Consider the following 21,639-nt stretch of genomic DNA (forward strand, 5'->3'; position numbering starts at 1 on the left):
TGTGTGAAGTCCCTGCGCGTTGAGGAGGAGGGGGAGGGGCGAAGCCGCCGCAGAGGGGCCGGGATGGCAGCTGCGGCGAGTAAGAGTGGTGTTTGTTTGGTCTCTAGAACAGCATACGGGATGGGAGAGGAAGTCAAAGAGGGAATGTGAAGAGGGCGGGGCATTGGCGTACGGGGATGGGAGATGGTGAAGAAAAGGTGAACAGTGCGAACGGGGTGGGGAAAGCGTGTCAGGGGGAAAGCGTGTCAGGAAGGTTGAGTGGTCCGTCAGAAGCCAGTACACTCCACGGGATGGTGGGGAATCGTTGTCTAGTCAGGAAGCGGCGGGGCCGCTTGGCCGACCCCTTTGACATCGTTAAGGCCCTCGATGCCGTGCCGTTGTGTCGGGTTGCTTGCGCGCTGATCGCGGGTCTTGTGTGGTCTTGTTCTTCGACACTTGCGGCCCCATTGCAGCCGCTTGGCTCCGATCTTCAGACCTGGATTGTTCGTGCTGTCGAAGATGCACGTCAGTTTCCTGCGTTCGAGTCAAACGGGATTGTGTTCGATGAGATATTTCACGCGACCATGACGCCCGAAGAGGCAGACCTCGCTGAGGCGGCGATCCGCGACTACCCTGATCACCCGAGGCGGATGGAGCTCGCGGTCGAACGGCGCCGGATCGCGTCTGGAGGAGACGTGCGTCGGTGGACAATCTGGTCCCTCGACGAGCGAACGTGGCGCATCTGTCAGGAAACCCCGTTTCTTTCCGGAACGCCCTACATCGATCATGGGGCGCGATCAGGAATCGCGTGGCAACTGACCAATCGCGACCTCTCAATCGTCGATTTGTCCCAGGCCCCCTCAGGACGCGCATATGGGGACAACACTGGTTCCATCCGCATGCACCTTGGCCACCTCTTGCACGGCGGCCTGCACTTTCGGCCGAGAAGCGTACCGCCTGTCGGCGATATCAAGACCGACGGAGTGCGTTGGACTGCGGTGATGAGCGACGTTACTCAGAGCGGAGCACCGATCGTCGCCGCGTTCGACGGATACTGGGACGCAGTCCACAGACGGGGCTTCGTCGAACGGCGAGTGATCGTGGAGTCGCCTTCGAGCCAGGAGGTTGGCAAGAGCACTCGGTATTCCGACTGGACTTTCGTGCCTGAAGTCAACCTGTGGATCGCCTGCCGTGTCGATCACGCCCGACCCGACGGTGTGGTGGTGGAGTCCCTGGTCTATCGCGGGGTTGTTGCTTCGACGCCCGGTGAGATCGTGCGGCTGACACAACCGCCGGACCCGCTCGGGGCCGATCCTGTTCGCGGACCCTTGGCCTTGGCGACCTTCAGTGACTACCGATCGGACGCTATGCAGGTGACGCGGTTCCAGGACGGCGACTCGACGGTCACCCCGATCCAGGCTTCGATCGCGGATGAGCGATCTCGCTACCGGCGCATCGGTTGGTCGATTGCCGCCGCACTGGCGGCATTACTGGTGCTGGTCAAGATCCGAAGGCGTACGGCGGCATCCTGACTCCTTGACCGCCGAGAAATGAAGATTCCGGTGCTTACTTCGAAACACATATCCCTCGCTAAGCTCGTCGCCGGAACATTGGCGATGGGAACACTCGTGATCATCCTGAGCGAGAGCCGTTCGGCAGGACAGGGAGGTGGCACGCCAGTCCCCCTTCCGTGCTGGGTCGAGTACGACGATTGCACTGTCTGTTGGCAGGCCGGGGCCAGAATCCTCTGCGGCAGCGGCTGGATTCTCTGTCCCGACCAGGTCATTGGCACTGATCCGCCCTTCAGGTCCGTTCGCGAGGCGGGTCCGAATGAGCCTGGCGAGCGGAAGAAGCGATCTGAGAATTACGGGAGTTGCACCTGGCAGCCCAGGCAGTGGTCTGAGGCCGAACAGGAGTGCGTTGATAACGGCCCTCAGATGCAGGTGGAAAACGTCATGGGCGAGGAAACGCACAGGAATGAGTGCACAGGAGAAGTTGTCGAGGAGTGAACAGGAATGGAACAACAGCGCCCCGTCGTGACTCCGTGTGTTTCACAGAGAAGTGGAACTCGCATCGAATCGGCGCGGTCATCCGCGCGGGTGTGTCGCTTGTTATGCTTACGACGGGCGTTCTCAAACTTGCTGACTTGCCCACGTTTATTGCCGCGCTGGAGACATGGAGGCTTTTCTCACCTGCCCTTGCGTTTCCCGTCGCGGTCGGCGTGTCAGGAACGGAAGTGCTTCTCGGTGGACTCTGGCTCATCGGCCTGAATCGCAGGGCTCTCGACTTCGCATGTGTCGGGTTTCTCGCTGTTGTATCCGCCTCATATGCACTCGAGTCGCGGCTTGGGGCTGCTCCGGGCTGCGGCTGCCTTGGCTTGCTCGCGAGATATGAGTGGGGGCGGGAGGCTGGGCGGCGCGTTCTGACGCGGAATGGCGCTGTTGGCGGCATCCTTGTTGTGGGTATGATCCTATCGATGCGCGAAAAACCGGACGCGAGACGTGGGGGGTCGTATGCACCATAGCCGGTCCAGGAACCGGAAAGCAGTGCATTCCCGTTCTTCGATGCGCGGATGTGTGGCTGCATTCACGCTGCTCGAAGCGCTCCTGGTCTCGTTCATAGTCGGTGTTCTGTTGTCACTGCTCTTTCCTTATCTCGCCGATCTAAAGCTGATGACCCGCAGCATTCGCTCAAATGCGAATATGCGATCGCACGCGACTGTCTTTGCCTCTTACAATCTGGACCATGATGATTGTATGCCATACGTCACCGATCCTTCGGCGAAGTTCTCGATCCTGCGCGCGGGCGAATATACATATTTCGCGGTCTATTTCGAGGCTGTCAACAAGTGGAACATCGGCTTGGCGGACATGTACTACGAGAGCATGTACCGGGGCGATTTCTTCGGGTTTCCAGGCGAACCTCTTTCCGTCTGGACTCACTACAACTACTCACAGGTGTTCCTCGCCGACCCGGCATACTGGCGGCGCGAGAGTCGCATTGGTCCGTCGCAATGGCGCGCGACACGGGCCTTCGAAGTTGTCTTCCCATCCTCGAAGGCGTTGCTGATCGATTCCCAGTCGGAGTTGCTGCGGAGAAGGTCGCCTGGCTCGGCTGGGGGCACGCCCGTCGGGGCTGCAATTGCAGACGGCGCGGTTCATAATGTGCCGTACGACGCATTTCTTCGTGGCTATCCCAAAGGAACTGGCTGGGAGTGGCATGGGTGTTTCAACCGTGTGCTACGGCTTGGTATGCACACAACTGACGGGGTTCGGGGACGCGACCTTGCGAGCGGCTGGAATGAGTAGGGGGGGTGGCGCTGGTGTTTCTTGCCTCGCAAGAAGCACGGCCTACCGCATCACCCTGTCCATCTGGCGCCTCTCCTCCGCCGAGGCCCCCTCGACCGGGATCGCGTCCAAGAGGCTGTCGATGATGGCGTCGGTCGTCACCTGGTCGGCTTCGGCGTTGAAGTTGGTGAGGATGCGGTGCCGCAGCACGGGGCGGGCGATGGAGCGGACGTGGTCCGGCGTCGCGTGCGTCGAGCCTGACAGGATCGCCTTCGCCTTGGCCGCGAGGACGAGGTACTCGCTGGCGCGCGGGCCGGCCCCCCAGGCGACGTACTCGGCGACCATCTCCGGCCGCGGCAGCCCCCCGTCCATCGGCTCGTTCACACGCGTCGCCCGAACCAGCCGCAACGCATACCTGATCACGTGGTCGGCCACAGGCGTGCGGCGAACCAGGTCCTGCACGCGGCGTATCTCGTCGTTGTTGAGGACGGCGTCCACCTGCGTCTCCCCCTTGTGGGCCGAGCGCCGCACGATCTCAAACTCCTCGTCAGCGCCGGGGTAGTCGATGAGGATCTGGAACATGAAGCGGTCGAGTTGGGCCTCGGGGAGGGGGTAGGTGCCCTCCTGCTCGATGGGGTTCTGGGTGGCGAGGACGAAGAACGGCTCGGGGAGGGGGTGCTGCACGCCGCCCACGGTCACCTGCCGCTCCTGCATCGCTTCGAGCAGCGCGGCCTGGGTCTTCGGCGGCGTACGGTTGATCTCATCGGCGAGAATCACGTTGGCGAAAACCGGCCCCTTCACGAAGCGGAGTTCTCGCGCGCCCGTCGCCTTGTCCTCTTCGATCACCTCCGTACCCGTGATGTCGGACGGCATCAGGTCCGGCGTGAACTGGATGCGGCTGAACCCGAGCGACAGCGTCCGGGCGATCGTCGAAATGAGCAGCGTCTTCGCCAGGCCCGGCACGCCCACCACGACGGCATGCCCCCGGCAGAAGATCGCCATCAGGGCCTGCTCGACGACCTCGTCCTGACCGACGATGACCTTGCGAATCTCCGCTTTGAGCCGGTCGAACGCCTCGCGCACCTCGGCGAGCGCGTCCTCGGTGTTGCGCGGCGGCTGGTTGGCGGGGTGCGGCGTGCCGGCGAGTGGGTCGGGCATGGGGAGGCTCCGGAGGCTGGGTAGGGGAGGGTAGCAGTCGAGCAACGGGCCAAGTTACCAAATGGCCAAAGGGCCAAATCGGAGGGGGGAGGAGGGGGAAGACGAAAACGGCCGTCGGGGGTTAGCCCGATCGGCCGTGTCGCGGTGTCGTCGGCCCGCGCGGGGCAGGGGGGCGCCCCTCAGGCGTGCCTTCGACGGTGCATCAGCGGTTGCGTTCCCGGTCGCGCTCCAGCGCGTTCACGAGCCGGTCGATGCTGCGTTCGAGCCTGTCGAGACGCTCCTCGATGCGGGCCATCCGGTCCTGCATCCCGTGGTCCGGTGCGGCCGGGGATGCTGAAGGCGGGGTCGGTTGGACGAAGAGGCGACCGCCCTCCGCCGGAGGCGCGATGCGTTCTCCCCAGCGGTACAAGAAGTTCTCTTCGTTGAGCCTGCGGCGGAGTTGGCCGCCTTCGTCCGTCAGCCTGCGGACGAGTTCCTCCACCTCGCGCCGGATCTCGGGCGTGAACTCCGCGCCGATATCTCCGAGGTGCTCGCGGAGTTTCATCGCCAACTCTCGCACCTGGTTGGTATCCCCGAAGCGCTCGACCCACACGCCGGGAGCCGTCGGCGCACCGGGCACCGCAGGGACCGAAGGAACGGCCATCGCGCCCACGCCCAGGCGGGTCGCGTCATACGGAGCGAGCACAACCTTCACTTCCTTCTTCTGCCCGGACTGCAGGACCGTCAGGTTGAGCGTGTCGCCGGGCTTGCGCGAGCGGAGAATCTCTCGCAGACGCGCCTGCGTCGCGGGCTTCTCGTTGTCGATCAGGATGATGATGTCGTGCGGCTTGAGGCCCGCCTCCGCGGCGGGTGTGCCCTCGGAAACCGATGCGATCAGGATGCCCTCGCCCTCGGCGAGGTTGAAGTGTTCACGGATGGACTCGCCCGGCTCGGCCATGGTGATGCCGACCATGACCGGGGGAGGAGACGCGATCTCGGGCTGCATCTGAGTGCGCCCCGTCGCGCCGTTCGGGGGCAGGAAGAAGGTTCCTCCACCGCCCTGCATGTCGATCTTCGGCACCAAGTGCACGATCGCGCCGTCGTCGCCGAACATGAACGCATTCGCGTCGCCGACGGTGACGGCCGTAACGACGTTACCCTTCTCGTCCAGCAGTTCGATCACGCCCCCGTCCTTGCGGCGGATGCGCTCCTCCGGCACAGGCTTGCCGTCGATCGTGGCCGTGGTCCGACCGTCCCGGACCTCGACCGTGACCTCGCGGCCGTTCTCGACCTGACGGACGATCACATGCTGACGGACCTTCGCCGCATCGGTGGTCGCCTGACCCTCGAAGCGGATTCGGCCTTCCTGCTCCGCGGTGCGGCTCTGCGCGAACACCGTGCCGGAGAGCGCGGCGAGGCAGGCGGCCGCGCCGATGACGATCCTTCGCGTGTCGGTCATGGTCGTTGTCCTCCATCGTGTGCGGGCGAGGCCCGCCATGGTGTGGGATCGGGAGCAGAGATGCGCGGTACACAAGGTCCCGTCAGCATCAGTCCGCGCGGGTCGGACGCGGCGTCGGCTCGAAGCGGACGGGGACAGGTTGGCCGGCCTCGTCATACCCGAGGCGGTAGAAGTCATCGGCGCGGAGACGTTCCACGATCTGACGCACGTAGATGACCTCCAGGCCGTTCTCGACGGGGGTCGTCTGCAGAACGATGCGTTCCGGGAGTTCGCCGAGCACCGTGCCGTCGGCCTGGCCCCGGTTGTAGTAGGCGTCGAGGGCGTCCTGCGGCGTGTTGATCCGCACAAGTCCCGGGACGAGGCTCGCGTTCTGCCCGTCCGTCCCGTGCCGCGCCTGCCGCGGCCCGATGAAGGCGGCCAGCGCGAGGCCCGCCGCGAGCGCCCAGCCGCCCCACGCGGCCACGGTGCGGATGCGGAACGTCAGGCGCTCGCTCAGGTGCTCCTCGATCGGCGCGCTCACGTCGTCGGCGACGGCGACCGCGTGCGCAACGGCGGCGGCGAGTTCCGCACGGTCCTGCTGCGCCTCCGCCAGCTCACGCCAGATCGCGGGGTCGCGGTCCGCCATCGCGCGGAACGCGGACCAGTCCTCCGGCGTCGCTTCACCGTCAAGGGCGCGGCTGATGAGAATGTCCCGGTCTGCGCCGCTCATGATGTGGCTCCTTCGGTGGCGGGTGTCGGGCCGATGGCGTGCCGTGCGGCGAGTTCACGCAGCATCCGCCGACCCCTGGCGATGCGGGTCTCGACCGTCGTCTCCGGCAGGCCCACCACCAGGCCGATCTCGCGGTACGACATCCCGTGAAGGCACCGGAGCAGCAGCGGCTCGCGGTACGACTCCGGAAGTTCGAGCGCGAGATTCAGCACCCGGGTCGCGTCCTCGCGGCGGGCAGCGAGCACATCCGGTGTCTCCCCATTCACCGGCTGCGGCACGTGCTCCACGGACGACCGACGCGCGGGCACAACGTCGGGACGCGACCGGGCCTTCCGCGCCGCAAGACGCGCCGCGTTGATGGCGACCGAACGCAGCCAAGGCCGCAACGAGGCGGGGTCGCGGAGGCCTCCCAGTCTGCGAACGAAGGTCATGGCGACATCCTGCAGCAGGTCTTCAAGGTCCGCGTGGCGGGGCTTGTACGCGAGCAGCACGCCGGCAACCCACCGGCGGTGACGCTGCCAGAGCGCACGCACCGCGTCGGGGTCGCCCCCGAGGGCCGCGGCGAGCGTCGGGTCGTGCGAGTCCTCAAGCCCCTCGGCTTGCGGCTCGGGTTCGTGGGCCATCGTCATGCTCCGCGATGCACGCAGGGATGCGCCCCACCCGCGCTCCCGTCAGGACCGCCGCGGCTTCGGGCTATCCTCCTTCTTCGGGCTGGGGGCCTGTCGCGTTCGCGCAGGGGAGGCCCGGGCTGCCGCGAACGCATGGCGACGAACCGCACAACCCGCCCGTCATCCGAACAGGCCGTGATGCCCTTCGGAGATCACCTCGAAGAACTCCGTCGGCGACTCATCCTCGCGCTCCTCGGGCTGGCTCCCATCTTCGTTCTCTCCATGTCCTTCGGGCGGCCGATGCTGGACTTCCTCACCCGGCCCGTCACCCGCCAACTGCGGGCCTCGGGCCTGCCGCCCGAGATGCTGGCGACCAACTTCCTCGAAACCTTCGGCACCTACGTCTTTCTCTCGCTCGTGGTGACGGTGCTGGCCGGCAGCCCCTGGGTGCTCTACCAGTTGTGGAAGTTCGTCGCACCGGGCCTGTACGAGACCGAGCGGCGCTTCGTCTACATCCTGCTCCCGTTGAGTTTCTCGCTCACCGTCACGAGCGCCGTCTTCCTCTACGCCGTCATCATGCCAGTCGTGCTCTCGTTCTTCATCGAGTTCGGGTCGGCCGTCGGGCGGACCGACCCCCACGTCGCTCCTCTGCCAGAGGGGATCGTGCTCCCGGCGTTCCCGCGGCTGGAGGCGGATCCGCCGCGGCCGGAGGTCGGGGCGGCCTGGATCAACACGGAACTCATGCAACTGCGCGTCTGCGTGGGCTACGAGGGCAGCAAGGCCGTGGTTCGCGGGTCGAACCTTACCCAGGGCAGCGGGATCGTCCAGCAGTACCGCATCAGCGAGTACACCAAGACCTTCCTCACGATGGCGATGGCTTTCGCGCTCGGGTTCCAGACGCCGGTTGTCGTGCTGCTGCTCGGGTGGGCAGGGCTGGTGAAGCCCGCCATGCTGAAGAAGTACCGCAAGCACGTCATCATGGGGTGCTGCATCGCCGCCGCGCTGCTCACGCCCGCAGACCCGATCTCGATGGCCCTCCTCGCCGCGCCGCTCTGGGCGCTCTTCGAACTCGGAAGCGTGCTGCTGCGCCTGCTGCCCGCCGAGCGCGTAGCGCGCATGGGCCGTCGCGGCCAGGCGGATCGGGACGGTGAGGCGTGAGAGGGGGGGTGTTCTATTCCCGTCTCGGCCCCCTGCCGCGACCGCGACCTGCGGGCGAACCGACCGCGGCCGACGACGCGATGATGACGCGCGCCCTCGCCCTCGCCGGTGCCGCCGCCGCCATCGGGGAGGTGCCTGTCGGCGCGGTCGTCTATGAAACCGCCTCCGCCCGCGTGCTCGGCGAAGGTTTCAACCGACGCGAGGCGGATCACGACCCGGCCGCACACGCCGAGCTCCTGGCCGTGCGCGCGGCATCGCAAACGATCGGCGACTGGCGGCTGAACCACTGCACGCTGGTGGTCACGCTCGAACCCTGTGCCATGTGCGCCGGGCTGGTCGTGAACGCGAGGGTCGGACGCCTCGTCTACGGAGCGAACGACCCGAAGGCAGGTGCGTGCGAAAGCCTCTACGCCATCCCGTCCGACAGCCGGCTGAACCACAGGCCGCAAATCGTGCACGGCGTACGAGCCGAGGCGTGCGGCGACCTGCTGCGCACGTTCTTCCGGCAACTCCGCCGCGGAGAAGCCTGATGCCCGAACTCCCCGAAGTCGAGACCGTGCGCCGAGGCCTCGCACGCGCCATCATGGGGCGCCGCGTCGAGTTCGCGCGTCTGCTCCGGCGCGACGTGCTCCGCACCCGGCAACCTCCCGGAGCCACCGCCCTGCTCGTCGGCGGCACAGTCCGCGACCTGCTCCGATATGGCAAGCACCTCGCCGTTGTGGTCGATGACGGCCGCTCCCTCGGCGTCCACCTCGGCATGACAGGGCAGTTGCTGGCTACGCGGCTCGGCGAGCCGACAACGACTCGCAACCACGCCCATGCGCGATGGGTCTTCGACGACGGCACCACCCTCGTGTTCCGCGACCCGCGCCGCTTCGGAGGACTGTGGAGCTACTCCACGCTCGACGCGCTGCGAGCCGAGCGATGGGCAGCTCTTGGTCCGGATGCGCTGCGCGTCACCACGCGGCATCTCGCATCTGCACTCGCGGCCGCTCGGCGACCCGTGAAGGCGGCGCTGCTCGACCAGACCATCCTCGCCGGCGTCGGCAATATCTACGCGGACGAGGCCTTGTTCCGCGCGAACATCCATCCGGCACGCTCAGCAGCCTCGCTCTCAACAACCGAAGTTGAACGGCTGACGGAGTCCATCCGGGCAGTGCTCCGCGAGGCGGTGCGCGCCGGGGGTTCAACGATCAGGGATTACGCCGGGTCTGACGGCAGCCCCGGCCGCCAGCAGGAACGGCACCTCGTCTACGGACGGGGGGGGCAGCCCTGCGTGCGCTGCGGCACGCCGCTGACGACCTCGCTCGTGGCCCAAAGAACGACGGTCGCCTGCCGAACATGCCAACGTCTTCCGAAGAGTTATCCACATCGGAGCGCGACCTGTTTACCGTCCGCCAAGGTGCATCGGGCTGCCCCAAAAGCCTGAGAACTCCTCTCCCTGAAAGAAGAGAACTCTTCAGAGTTGAGTAGCAGTATGCCCCGTCGAGAAGTGGACAATCGGGAGAGTTCGCCGCAAGTCCCCGTAGACCAGGCACTTGGTGCTACCCGGCGGTGTGCGTATGCCGACGACAGCCTGTCGTCTGCTGATGACGAAAGACGATCCCGTCGGTCTGGTCGGTCAACACGACTGGAGTGATCCTGATCTGGTTCGCCCACTCCGGCGCTGATCGCGTGGTCGTGCACAAGTTGTTCACACGCCGGCCGACAGCCCGCTATCCCGAACATTGGCCGACCGGCGAGGGCAGTTCGACTGTTTTCGGTTGATCGAGAGAGTTCTCTTGGCAGAATGGGTCTGTGAGCCGTCGCAACGCTGTCGGCCTTGGCATTCTCGTCGCATCGCTCGCCTGGTCGTCCCTCGCCGTGGGTCAGGGTGAGCGAGTCAGCGCCCAGGATGCGGCCCCCGGCGACGCTTTCGGCTTCAGCGTGACCGTGTTGGACCACCTGTTCGTGGTCGGATCGCCGACCAACGACGCCGCAGGGAATGACAGCGGTGTGATCTATCTCTTCGAGCGCGGTACAGGCGGTTGGGTCCAGGGGGCGAAGCTGACGGCCACGGAAGCCCGGCCAGGTGACTGGCTCGGGCATTCGGTCGCACTCGCGGGGGACGTCGTCGTTGCGGGTGCACCCTTGGCGGACCCGGCCGGTTCGGAAAGCGGCGCGGCCTTTCTCTTCGAGAAATCGGCAGGTGAGTGGGTCCAGGTGCAGCGGCTGGTGGCGTCGGACGCGGCCGCGGGCGCGCGATTCGGCTTCGCGGTCGCCGCGGCAGAGGGCCTCGTGATCGTCGGCGCGTACCAGGCCGACGGTGGACGCGGCGCGGCGTACATCTTCGAGAAGAACGCCGGCGTCTGGGAGCAGACGGCACGGCTCGCTTCCCCGAGCGCGAGCGTGGGAAGCTACTTCGCCCAGTCACTGGCCGTCGGCGACGGCGTCATCGCGATCGGATCCATGGGCGACGACAGCGCGGGCATGGACGCCGGAGCCGTGCATCTCTATACCCGCGACGGCAACGGCGTGTGGGAGTTCGCCACCACGATCACGGCCGCGGACGCCACGCCAGGCGCGCTCTTCGGCGCGGGCATCGGGCTGTACGATCGCGCGATGGTGGTCGGCGCGCTCGCAGGCGATTCGGGGCCGTTCACAGGCGCGGCGTACGTGTTTCGCAACACGGACACGGGTTGGACGCAGGAGGCGAGACTCGCACCGCCGGTGCCTGCGCCGAGCCTGTACTTCGGCCGCGCCGTGGCGATTCACGGCTCAACGGCCGTTGTCGGCTCATACCGCGACGACACTGGTGCAACCGACGCCGGCGCTGTGTTTGTCTACGAGGAAAGCGACGGGGCATGGCCCCGCACCGCGACGCTCCTGGCGACCGACCCGGATCAGGGTGACTGGCTCGGCTATTCCGTGGCGATCGCGGAGAGCGTGATCGCCGCGGGCGCGCACGGCGACGACGACAACGGCCCGTTCAGCGGCGCGACATGGGTCTTCGAACGCTGCCGCGCCGACTTCAACGGCGACGGTTCCGTGAACACGCTCGACGTGCTCGCCTTCCTCAACGCCTTCACCTCCGGCGATCAGCGCGCCGACTTCAACGGCGACGGCGTCATCAACACGCTGGACTTTCTGGCGTTTCTGAACGCCTGGGCCATCGGGTGCCGGTAACCTCGCGGCGGCGGGCACTGCTTGCCAGCCCGGCGACGGCCTCACGAATGCCGCACCGGACATTTTTTGAGTAGACCCTTCCAGTCGGGCTGGGGAATCCATTAGCATGGGAGCCAGTGGGGCCGGAGGGCGGTGCGATGTCGCTGCGCACGAGCGTGTTGAGGCTGTCGATGGGGCTCACGGTTCTCGGAATGACGGGTTCAGTTCGAGCGAGTGATGAGCCGGTGGCGCCGGGGGATGCGCTTCAGACACGGGCGATCGCAGTGGATGCCGGTGTGTACTCGAACGCCGTTGTCGGCGGGGCGATCTCGCTCCCGCTGTTCGATGATCTGTCTTTCGGGCTGCTGGTTGAGCGCGTGGACAGGCGAGCGGACGGTGTCACGGTTCGGGGGAAGGTGGCGGGGTACGAGGCCGCGTCGTTCGTGGTGACGGTAGAGCACGGGCTGGTCAGTGTGGGCGTGTGGACGCCACACGGCGCATTCGGCGTGCAACCGACGGGTGTCGTGCTGCCGGACGGCCGGATCGAGTGTGTGGCAGTGGAATGGTCGCCGCACGCGGTGGTACGGTGCGCGGCGGCGGAGATCGGTCACGGCACTACGCCGCAGGCGAAGCACGTTGCAGGCTCGGTGCGCGGAACCGAGGCCGTGGAACCCTCCGGCGCGGCTCGACAGTCCGGCGAGGGGCGCTCGTGCTGCTCGTGCGACGACGATGTCTCACGCGCGGATGTGCTCGTCATCTACACGACCAAGGCAAAGACCGCGGCGGGCGGCGCAGCGGCACTGCAGACGCGCGTGCAGAACGTGATCGACACGACGAACCTGACGATCGCCAACAGCCTTGTGAGCGGGCTGGAGATGGCGATGGTCGGCTTCATGGAAGTGGCGTATGACGAGGTCTCGCCGGACTGGCTCGACCACCTGATTCGCGTGACCGAGTCCGGCGACGGGTACATGGACGAGGTGCACGGCTGGCGCGACGCAGCCGCGGCGGATTGCGTGCTGCTGATCGTGGACGACACACGGTTTCTGGGCGGGGCGGGGTGGTGGGCGATCTGGGACGACGGGGCGGCGTTCACCTGCCTGAACTGGCGGTCAGCGGGCGGCGGCATCCTGACCGGGGCGCACGAGTTCGGGCACAACTTCGGGTGCGCGCACGACCATGAGAACGACCCGTCCGCGCCGTTCTCGTATGCATGGGGTCACTACTACACACACGCCGGGACGAACTACGGCGACGTGATGTCGTACCCGGTGGACGTGTACGTGCCGATCTACTCGCACCCCGGCGTCCTGGGGCCGGGCGGGAAGCCGATGGGCGTGCCGATCGGCGAAACCCGGGCGGCGTACAACGCGTTCGTCGTGGAACAGACCCGTCACACGCTCGCGAACTACCGCAAGAGCGGGCGGATGCGCGACTGCAACGGCAACGGCATCGACGACGCGATCGACATCACCGACGCGACCAGCAGCGACACGAACGGCAACGGCATCCCCGACGAGTGCGAGCGGCGCATCCACGTCGATATGCACTCTGAGAGTCAAGGGCAGGGCGCGGCGTGGGGCGATGCGCTGCGCGACTTGGCGGAAGTAACTGCGGCGGCGAACCTGCGCTGCTCGCACACGCGCGAGGTCTGGGTCGCAGACGGGACGTACTTGCCGGACAGCGGGCAAGGCGATCCTTGGCGGCGGTTCTCGCTCAGGTCAGGCCTTGCGCTCTACGGCGGGTTCCAGGGGCAATCGCACCCCGGCGGCGGCGAAACGTCGATCCATCAGCGCGTGCCGGGGGCGTTCGAGTCGGTTCTGAGCGGCGACATCGGCATACCGGGCGATGACTCGGACAACTCATACGCACTGCTCGAAGCCTTGGACTCGGACGCGAATGCCGTGCTCGACGGGTTCGTTGTCGAGGGCGGGCGCTCGTTCGGCAGCGGGGGAGGGATGCTCGCCGTGCGATCGTCAGCCGTCGTGCGCGACTGCGTGTTCCGCGACAACCGGGCAAGCGGCAGCGGCGGGGCGTCGATCGTCATCGAACCATGCTCGATGCGGTTCGAGCGGTGCTCCTTCGAGGGCAACGCGGCGGGGTACGCGGGCGGCGCGGTCTCCCTGTACGACGGGGCATCGGCGCTCTTCCATGAGTGCAGGTTCGAGGCGAACTCGGGCGAGTACGCGGGAGCAATCGCGGGATACACGGGGGTCAACGTCGCGTTCGTCGGGTGCGAGTTCACGGAGAACACCGCGTCATGGGGCGGCGCCGCGGTCGAGTTGTACGACTCGGCGACCGGTTCGTTCATGGTCTGCTGGTTCGAGGGCAACGAGGCGACGAACGGCTACGGCGGCGCGATCGCGGTCGGCTGGCAGAGCGAAGCGAGCGTTGCGCTGTGCGAGTTCACGGACAACTCGTCGGGGGGTGTCGGCGGCGCGATCTCGCTCGGCGACTCGACGCTGCGCGCGGACGCGAACCTCTTCCGTCAGAACGTCGCGCAGACATACGGCGGCGCGATCGACGCGTGGAACAGCCAGATCACGCTTGTCAGCAACGTCCTGCGCGCCAACACCGCGGGTGTCGGTGGTGGAGCGTTCGCGGCGGGCGGAGGGACGCAGGCGGCAGTCGTCGGCTGCACGCTTCACGCGAACCACGCCGCCGATCGCGGCGGTGGGATGGCGATGAGCGGCTCGCACCTTGCGCTCACAGGGTCGATCTTGTGGGCGAACACAGACCCCAACTCGGCGACGCAGGAGAAGCAGGTGTTCCTCTACAGCGGGACGGCCGCAGTGAACCGGTCGTGCGTGCAGGGGTGGACCGGCTCGTTCGGCGGCGTGGGGAACATCGGCGCCGACCCGAAGTTCGTGAACGCAGGAGCGGGCGTGTTGCTGCTGTCGGCCGGGTCGCCGTGCATCGACGCGGGGGACAACACGGCCGTGCCAGCGGACGGAATGGACATCGACGAAGACGCCAACACGACCGAGGCCGTACCAGTGGACTTCTCCGGCGATCCGCGGTTCCACAACGACATGGGCACGACGGACACGGGCGTGCCGGGCAACGGGCACACGGCGGTGATCGACATGGGAGCGTTCGAGTTCCAGGGGAACTCGTGCAAGGCCGACTTCAACAACGACGGCGTCGTCAACACGCTGGACTTCATCGCCTTCCTCAACGCCTTCACCTCCGGCGATCAGCGCGCCGACTTCAACGGCGACGGCGTCATCAACACGCTGGACTTCATCGCCTTCCTCAACGCCTTCACCGCCGGGTGCTCATAAGGTCCGAGGGCATATGACGGCGGTGGTGGGAAGTCCGTGAACGGGGCGTGACGCTACGATCGTGCTCGGCTCCGCGCGGGGCGGGGCGAGAGGGGTCGGGCGCGTGTCGATCGCGTGGATCATCGGCGGCGTGGGGCTGTTCCTGCTCGGGATGTCGCTGATGACCGACGGGCTGAAGAGCCTGGCCGGAGATCGGCTCCGCCTGGTGCTCTCGGGCATGACCGGCCGCCCGGTGCGGGCCTTCGTGTCCGGCGCGGGGCTGACCGTCGCCGTGCAGTCGTCGAGCGCGACCTCGCTGGCGACGATCGGCATGGTGAGCGCGGGCCTGCTCTCCTTCCCGCAGGCGGTCGGCGTCATCATCGGCGCCGCCGTCGGCACGACGAGCACCGGATGGATCGTCTCTCTCCTCGGGCTGAAGTTCAGCATCGCCTCGGTGGCCATGCCGATGGTCGGCATCGGGGTGCTTGTGAAGCTGTTCACGCGCGACCGCCGCGCCGCCGTCGGCATGGCCATCGCCGGCTTCGGGCTGATCTTCGTCGGCATCGACACGCTCAAAACGGCGATGGAATCGGCCTCGGCTCACGTCAACCCCGCCTCGCTCCCCGGCGGCACCGCCTGGGGAGACGTCGCCCTCGTCGGCATCGGTGTAGCCATGACGGTGGTCATGCAGTCCTCCAGCGCGGCCGTCGCCATGACCATGGCCGCCCTCCACGCGGGAACGATCACGCTCGAACAGGGCGTGTCGTTGGTCGTGGGCGCGAATGTCGGCACCACCGTCACGCCGATCATCGCCGCGATCGGCGCAACCACCGCCGCCAAACGCACCGCCGCCGCACACGTGGTCTTCAACACCGCGAGCAGCGCGATCGGGCTGGCGGCGATCCCGGCATTCCTCTGGGTCGTGGGCACACTGACGCTGGACGCCGATCGGTCGGTGCTCAGTCTGGCCGCCTTCCACACCGGGTTCACGCTCGCCAGCGCGGCGGTCTTCCTCCCGTTCGTTCGGCAGTACGCGGGGCTGATCGCTCGCCTGGTGCGCGAGCGCGACGGCGCGCTCACCCTCCACCTCGACGAGACCGTCGCTTCCGTGCCCGCCGTCGCGGTGGACGCCGCCCGACGCGCCGTGATGGACGCAGGCGCGATCCTCGCCGAAGCGGTGCGCGAAACGGCCGCCATCGGCACGGTGTCGGCCGAGAGCCGGCGCGGCGTCGAGGAAGTCGACGGCGCGCTCGACCGGGTACGGTCGTTCCTCGGACGCGTGCGCACCGATCCGAACGCCCCAGAGCACGTCGCCCACGTCGGAGTCCTCCACGCGATCGACCATTTCGAGCGCCTCATCGAAGGACTTGCGGAGCGCGAACTGGCGGCCCGCGTGCGACGCGCAGGCGCAGAACTCGGCGACCCCGCGGCGCGCCTCGCCGACGTCGCAGCCCGCGTTCGCGACGCCATGCGCCGCGGCCCGGCCGACGCCGACGCACAGGCCGCCAGCGACGCGGGCGAGGCGTCATCGACCATCGCCTCCTATCGCCGCGCGCAGCGCGTGCGCGTGCTCCAACGCACGGCCTCCGGCGATGTGCCACCCGACGACGCGCTCGACGTGCTCGAAGCAGCGCGGTGGCTCGACCGGCTGGCCTATCACCTCTGGCGAGGCACGGTCCACCTGCTCGCGCCGGCGCAGGCGGGCGGCGCGCCGGAACGGCACCGTGTCTTCGCCGAGCCGGAACGACACCCGGGGGAAAGCGGACAGTTGACGGCAGACAGCAGACTTGCGGAACGAGCCGAAGGTCGACATCAGTGACGCACGACCGATAGAGGGTAGGGATTTGATGGGGCCTTGCTTCGGACTTCGCGGGAACCGGCACTGTTTGAAGATCGCATAGCCTGAGTGCGTCGGCCCGATGGCCGATGGCGGTGTCGTTGTCGCCGGGTTTCCCGGCATCTCGGTCTTGAGATTCAGAATCAGGAGGGGGTCCGGCGATGGCTTCCGTTCGCAGTTTCGGCGAGGCGTGTGTTCTCCTGGGTATCGGGTTCGCGGCCTCGCTGAACGGCGCGGCATCGGGCCAGGAGTTGCGACCGGGTTTCGGCGCGCTCGTCTCGCCCGACGGTGTCTGGGTGCATGTTGAGCGCCTGCCGCAAGAGCAGTGGAACAAGGACGCTTGGATTCGCCCGAACCGCTTCGAGGCCTACGCGATCGACATGGCGTCCGCCTGGCGCGTGCTGACGGCCGCGCCGATGGAGTTCACGCCCGAGGCCTCGCTCCGTCCGGTCGTGTTCTATGTGCCGACCCCGGAGGGCGGGTTCGCGCCCTTCGCGTGCTTCGAGTCGCCGATCATGGAACCCGCCCTGGCCGCGAAGTTCCCCGAGATCCGCACCTTCGCGGGGCAGGGCATCGATGATCCTGCCGCGTGCGTACGCCTGGACCTCACGCCGCAAGGCTTCCACGCCCAAGTGCTCTCGCCCGAAGGCGCGTGGTGGGTCGATCCGTTCAGCCGCGGCGACACGGGGTTCTACACGGCCTATCGCAAGGCCGACCTCACGCCGCCCGAGGGGTGGACCTGCGAAACAGTCGGTGCTGACGACCTCGGGTGGATCGCCCCGGCCGAGTACGGCGGCGTCCGATTCGGCGAGCAGCTGCGCACCTACCGCCTCGCCAACGCCGCCACAGGCGAGTACACGCAGTACCACGGGGGGACCAAGACCGCAGGCATGGCCGCCATCACGACCGCGATCAACCGCGTCAACCAGGTCTACGAGGTCGAGGTCGCCATCCGCATGATCCTCGTAGGCAACAACGACCTCATCGTCTACACCAACCCCGCCACCGACCCCTACACGAACAACAACGGCGGCACCATGCTCGGCCAGAACCAGTCCACCTGCGACAGCATCATCGGGAGTGCGAACTACGACATCGGGCACGTCTTCTCCACCGGCGGCGGGGGCGTCGCCTACCTCGCGTGCGTCTGCAAGTCCAACCAGAAAGCACGCGGCGTCACCGGCCTGCCCGCTCCGACCGGCGACGGGTTCTACATCGACTACGTCGCCCACGAGATGGGACACCAGTTCGGCGCAAACCACTGCTTCAACAGCAGCACCAGCGGATGCAACGGGAACCGCAACGGATCGACCGCCTACGAGCCGGGCAGCGCCTCCACCATCATGGGCTACGCGGGACTCTGCGGCGCGGACAACATCCAGAACTTCAGCGACCCCTACTTCACCTCCGTCAGTTTCGACGAAATCCGCAACTACACCGTCAACAGCACAGGCAACGGCTGCGCCCAGAAGGTCAACACCGGAAACCTGCCCCCCACGGTCAGCGCGGGCCAGGCATACGCCATCCCGGTCAAGACGCCCTTCACCCTCACGGCCAGTGGCTCCGACCCCGACGGCGACGCCGTCACCTTCTGCTGGGAGCAGCGCGACCTCGGCCCGACCGCCACCCTCACCACGCCCGACGACGGGAAGTTTCCCCTCGTGCGCTCGCGAAACCCCACCTCCTCTCCCTCGCGGACTTTCCCGATCCTCTCCACGATCCTGGCGAACCAGAGCGACAAGAAGGAACGGCTCCCGGACGTCGCCCGCCAGATGAAGATGCGCGTCACGGCACGCGACAACCGCGCCGCCGGCGGCGGGATCACGACCTCCGAAGTCACCCTCAACGTCATCGGCACGGCGGGACCGTTCGACGTCATTCAGCCCGCGGCAGGCGCCACCTGGAGCGGCGAAGGCACCGTGACCTGGAACGTCGCGAACACGACCGCAGCCCCGATCAACTGCTCCCAGGTCCGCATCTCGCTTTCGACCGACGGCGGGCAGACGTTCCCCTACGTCCTCGCCGCATCGACACCGAACGACGGGTCGGAGACGGTCGCGCTGCCCCAGGTCTCGTCCTCGCAGGCCCGCATCAAGGTCGAGGCGGTCGGCAACGTCTTCTTCGACATCAGCCCCGGCAACTTCACCGTGCAGGCCAACGCCCTGGTCATCTCGATCCCCGGCGGGCCGCCCAGCGTCCTCGCGCCCGGCGTCGAAACGCCCTTCGACGTCTCCATCGAGAACGGAACGCACACGCTCGACCCGGCGACGCCCACGCTCTGGATGAGTGTCGACGGCGGACAGACCTACACGCCGCGCGCGATGAACCCCCAGGGCGGCAGCCTCTGGCTGGCGACCTTCAGTGAGCCGGCGTGCCAGGACGACGTCCGCTACTACCTCAGCGCCAAGACCACCACCGGCCTGACAGTGACCCACCCGGCGTTCGCGCCCGCGTTCCACTTCACCGCGGTCGTCGGCGAGAACGCGCCCTTCTTCACCGACAACTTCGAGACAAACCTCGGATGGACCGTCAGCGGAACCGCCACGAGCGGGCACTGGGTTCGCGCCGTCCCCGGCAACTTCGGATTCGGCGACCCGCCCTCCGACAGCGACGGCTCCGGGATGTGCTACGTCACCGGCAACGCGGCGTTCAACGACGTCAACGCGGGTTCCACCATCCTCACCTCGCCCGTCTGGAACATGGCCGACGGCGGCGCAATCTCGTACGACTTCTGGCTCTCCGGATTCCCGGGCGTGCCCTTCGGCGCGGAGGACGGACTCGCGGTCGAGGTGGCGACGGATGCCGGCGGCTCGAACTGGACGCGCGTCCGCGAGTACAACGACGCCGCCCAGATATGGCGCAGCGACGCCGTACTGATCGGCGTCGATGCACCGGCGAGCACGACCGTCCGCGTCCGTTTCGTCGCGACGGACGACGCCCCGGGTCACGTCGTCGAGGCCGGCATCGACCGCGTCGTCGCCTCGGCGATCGTCTGCGAAGACCCGGACGACTGCCCCGCCGACTTCAACGGCGACACCGTCGTGAACACCCTCGACGTCCTCGCCTTCCTCAACGCCTACACCGCCGGCGATCCCAATGCGGATTTCAACGGCGATACGGTCATCAACACCCTCGACGTCCTCGCCTTCCTCAACGCCTACACGGCCGGATGCCCCTGATCCTTCGGAAAAACGGCTTGTTCGGGGCGGTCGGCCCCGGTATGTTGCACGGCGGAGGGCGTCGTCCCGGAGGGGGACACCGCCGACCGCCCCATCGGAGGTCCGATATGACTCGCCTGTTCTTCGGTCGCGTTCTCGGCGTGCTTGGCCTGGTCGCGGCGTCGTGCTTCGGGCAGGAAGCCGGCGGACCTCGCTCCATCCCGCACGATCAGCCCATCCTCGTGGACGGGCAGCTCGTCTTCCCCGACGGCGCGGAGATCCCACGCTTTCTGACAGAGGCGGAACGCCGCTACCTGGCGACCAACCCCCTGGCGCCCGAGCGCGGCACGCGCGGCGCGCCCGTCGGCAACATCTACTGCGTCCCCGAGTACGACCCCATGGAGTCCATCCTCATCTCCTGGGAAGGCTCCTCGGCACAGAAGACCATCCTTGCCGAGATGGCCAAGCACATCACCACCACCGGCGACGCCGACCTCCACGTCGCGATCGACACCTCCGGCGCGATCCCCGCCGCACAGGCGACCCTCTCGGCCGCCGGCACGGACATGAGCCGTGTCAGGTTCTTCGTGCGCACCATGGACACGATCTGGATCCGCGACTACGGCCCGCGCTACGTCTACCGCAACGGCGTTCGCGCCATCATCGACCATACCTACAACCGCCCCAGGCCGAACGACAACGCCTTCAACGGCTTCTACGCACAGCAACGCGGGCACGAGTACTACATCATCCCCCTCGTCCACGGCGGCGGGAACTACCACCTCTCCGCGCTCGGCGACTCCTACGCCACGAAACTCATCGAGAACGAGAACCCCACCCTCTCGAAGGCACAGATCGTCGGCTACTGGCAGGACTACCAGAACGTGCTCACGGAGATCACCCCCGCCTTCCCCACCAACGTCGACCTCACCCAGCACATCGACATGTGGCTGATCGTCATCGGCGACCGCGAGGTCATCATCAGCGACTGGCCGCTCGCCCCGGGGAGCACCCAGGACGTCATCTGCGACAACCAGGCCGCCTCGATGGCGGCGGCCGGCTACACCGTTCACCGCATCCCCGCGGTGACCTCCGGCGGCGTCCACTACACCTTCACGAACTCCGTCATCTGCAACGACCTCGTCCTCGTCCCCACCTACACCAACGCCACCGCCGCGCAGTACAACGCCGACGCTCTCGCGGTCTGGCAGGCCGCAATGCCCGACAAGACCGTCGTGCAGGTCAACTGCCAGGGCATCGTCAACCTCGCCGGCGTCATGCACTGCATCGTCATGCACGTCCCCCCCTCGCTCGGCGGCGAGAACCCCGTCGCGAGCATCGATGAGCCGAACGGCGGCGAGGCCTACGCCAAGGGACAGCAGGCCGAAGTCCGCTGGGCCTCCGACGACAACGACCTCACCTACTACGTGCAGATTCACCTCTCGACCGACGGCGGGCAGACCTTCAACACCGTGCTGACCAACTTCCACCCCGACACCGGCACCTTCACCTGGACCGTTCCCAACGTGGACACGGCCAAGGCCCGCATCCGCGTCATCGTCCACGACTTCGACGGCAACACCGGGCAGGCGATCTCGGAGGCCGACTTCACCATCGGCGACCCCACCTGCCCCGCCGACTTCAACGGCGACACCGTCGTGAACACGCTCGACTTCGTCGCCTTCCTCAACGCCTTCGCGAGCAGCGATCCGAAGGCCGACTTCAACGGCGACACCGTCGTGAACTCGCTCGACTTCGTCGCCTTCCTCAACGCCTTCGTGGCCGGCTGCCCGTAACCCGACATCGAAACCCAGGAACCGCGAGAAACACCGGGGCGAAGCCGCCAAGGCTCCGCCCCGTTTTCATACATGCCGCCCAGACCCCTGAGATTGCCCAGTTT

General features: G+C 67.1%; 14 protein-coding genes. 10 read left to right on the plus strand and 4 right to left on the minus strand.

The window, feature by feature from the left end; genetic code table 11:
- Window positions 1-332: 332 nt before the first annotated feature.
- Both FBT69_11210 and FBT69_11215 read left to right on the plus strand, forming a co-directional pair.
- Window positions 333-1,511 (plus strand): hypothetical protein, encoded by a 1,179-nt coding sequence (locus FBT69_11210; protein MDL1905359.1) that lies wholly within the window; start codon window positions 333-335, stop codon window positions 1,509-1,511.
- Between the two features lie 1,044 nt (window positions 1,512-2,555).
- Window positions 2,556-3,287, plus strand: coding sequence for a hypothetical protein (locus FBT69_11215; protein ID MDL1905360.1), 732 nt, complete (start codon window positions 2,556-2,558; stop codon window positions 3,285-3,287).
- Between the two features lie 42 nt (window positions 3,288-3,329).
- On the opposite strand, the gene FBT69_11220 is transcribed toward FBT69_11215, so the two are convergent.
- The 4 genes from FBT69_11220 to FBT69_11235 form a co-directional block, all read right to left on the minus strand.
- Complete coding sequence (locus tag FBT69_11220) at window positions 3,330-4,424, minus strand: MoxR family ATPase (GenBank protein MDL1905361.1); 1,095 nt, start codon at window positions 4,422-4,424, stop codon at window positions 3,330-3,332.
- A gap of 202 nt (window positions 4,425-4,626) precedes the next feature.
- Complete coding sequence (locus FBT69_11225; GenBank protein ID MDL1905362.1) at window positions 4,627-6,039, minus strand: PDZ domain-containing protein; 1,413 nt, start codon at window positions 6,037-6,039, stop codon at window positions 4,627-4,629.
- On the minus strand, window positions 5,951-6,571 hold the full coding sequence (locus FBT69_11230; protein MDL1905363.1) for a hypothetical protein: 621 nt from the start codon (window positions 6,569-6,571) through the stop codon (window positions 5,951-5,953). The genes FBT69_11225 and FBT69_11230 overlap by 89 nt, the downstream gene beginning before the upstream one ends.
- Window positions 6,568-7,200 (minus strand): sigma-70 family RNA polymerase sigma factor, encoded by a 633-nt coding sequence (locus tag FBT69_11235; protein ID MDL1905364.1) that lies wholly within the window; start codon window positions 7,198-7,200, stop codon window positions 6,568-6,570. The genes FBT69_11230 and FBT69_11235 overlap by 4 nt, the downstream gene beginning before the upstream one ends.
- A 132-nt stretch (window positions 7,201-7,332) precedes the next feature.
- Between FBT69_11235 and FBT69_11240 the strand changes: the two genes are divergently transcribed.
- The 8 genes from FBT69_11240 to FBT69_11275 all read left to right on the plus strand — a co-directional run bounded on the left by FBT69_11240 (window position 7,333) and on the right by FBT69_11275 (window position 21,535).
- A complete protein-coding gene (locus FBT69_11240; GenBank protein MDL1905365.1) occupies window positions 7,333-8,337 on the plus strand; it encodes a preprotein translocase subunit TatC in 1,005 nt (334 codons plus the stop codon).
- An 83-nt stretch (window positions 8,338-8,420) separates the two neighbouring features.
- A complete protein-coding gene (locus FBT69_11245) occupies window positions 8,421-8,867 on the plus strand; it encodes a nucleoside deaminase (GenBank protein MDL1905366.1) in 447 nt (148 codons plus the stop codon).
- Window positions 8,867-9,766, plus strand: coding sequence for a bifunctional DNA-formamidopyrimidine glycosylase/DNA-(apurinic or apyrimidinic site) lyase (gene mutM / locus FBT69_11250; GenBank protein ID MDL1905367.1), 900 nt, complete (start codon window positions 8,867-8,869; stop codon window positions 9,764-9,766). The genes FBT69_11245 and mutM overlap by 1 nt, the downstream gene beginning before the upstream one ends.
- A gap of 368 nt (window positions 9,767-10,134) precedes the next feature.
- A complete protein-coding gene (locus tag FBT69_11255; GenBank protein MDL1905368.1) occupies window positions 10,135-11,502 on the plus strand; it encodes a hypothetical protein in 1,368 nt (455 codons plus the stop codon).
- Window positions 11,503-11,639: 137 nt separating this feature from the next.
- On the plus strand, window positions 11,640-14,765 hold the full coding sequence (locus FBT69_11260; protein ID MDL1905369.1) for a hypothetical protein: 3,126 nt from the start codon (window positions 11,640-11,642) through the stop codon (window positions 14,763-14,765).
- A gap of 103 nt (window positions 14,766-14,868) precedes the next feature.
- A complete protein-coding gene (locus FBT69_11265) occupies window positions 14,869-16,563 on the plus strand; it encodes a Na/Pi cotransporter family protein (protein MDL1905370.1) in 1,695 nt (564 codons plus the stop codon).
- Between the two features lie 179 nt (window positions 16,564-16,742).
- Window positions 16,743-19,760 carry a hypothetical protein gene (locus FBT69_11270; GenBank protein MDL1905371.1) on the plus strand — a complete coding sequence of 1,006 codons (3,018 nt, stop codon included), beginning with the start codon at window positions 16,743-16,745 and terminating at the stop codon, window positions 19,758-19,760.
- The gene (locus FBT69_11275) at window positions 19,751-21,535 is read left to right on the plus strand and encodes a hypothetical protein (GenBank protein MDL1905372.1); all 1,785 of its coding nucleotides are present in this window, start codon (window positions 19,751-19,753) and stop codon (window positions 21,533-21,535) included. Before FBT69_11270 ends, FBT69_11275 begins: the two co-directional genes overlap by 10 nt.
- The last annotated feature ends 104 nt before the right edge of the window (window positions 21,536-21,639 follow it).

This window comes from Synechococcales cyanobacterium CNB (genome assembly GCA_030263455.1).
Lineage (GTDB): Bacteria > Planctomycetota > Phycisphaerae > Phycisphaerales > UBA1924 > CAADGN01.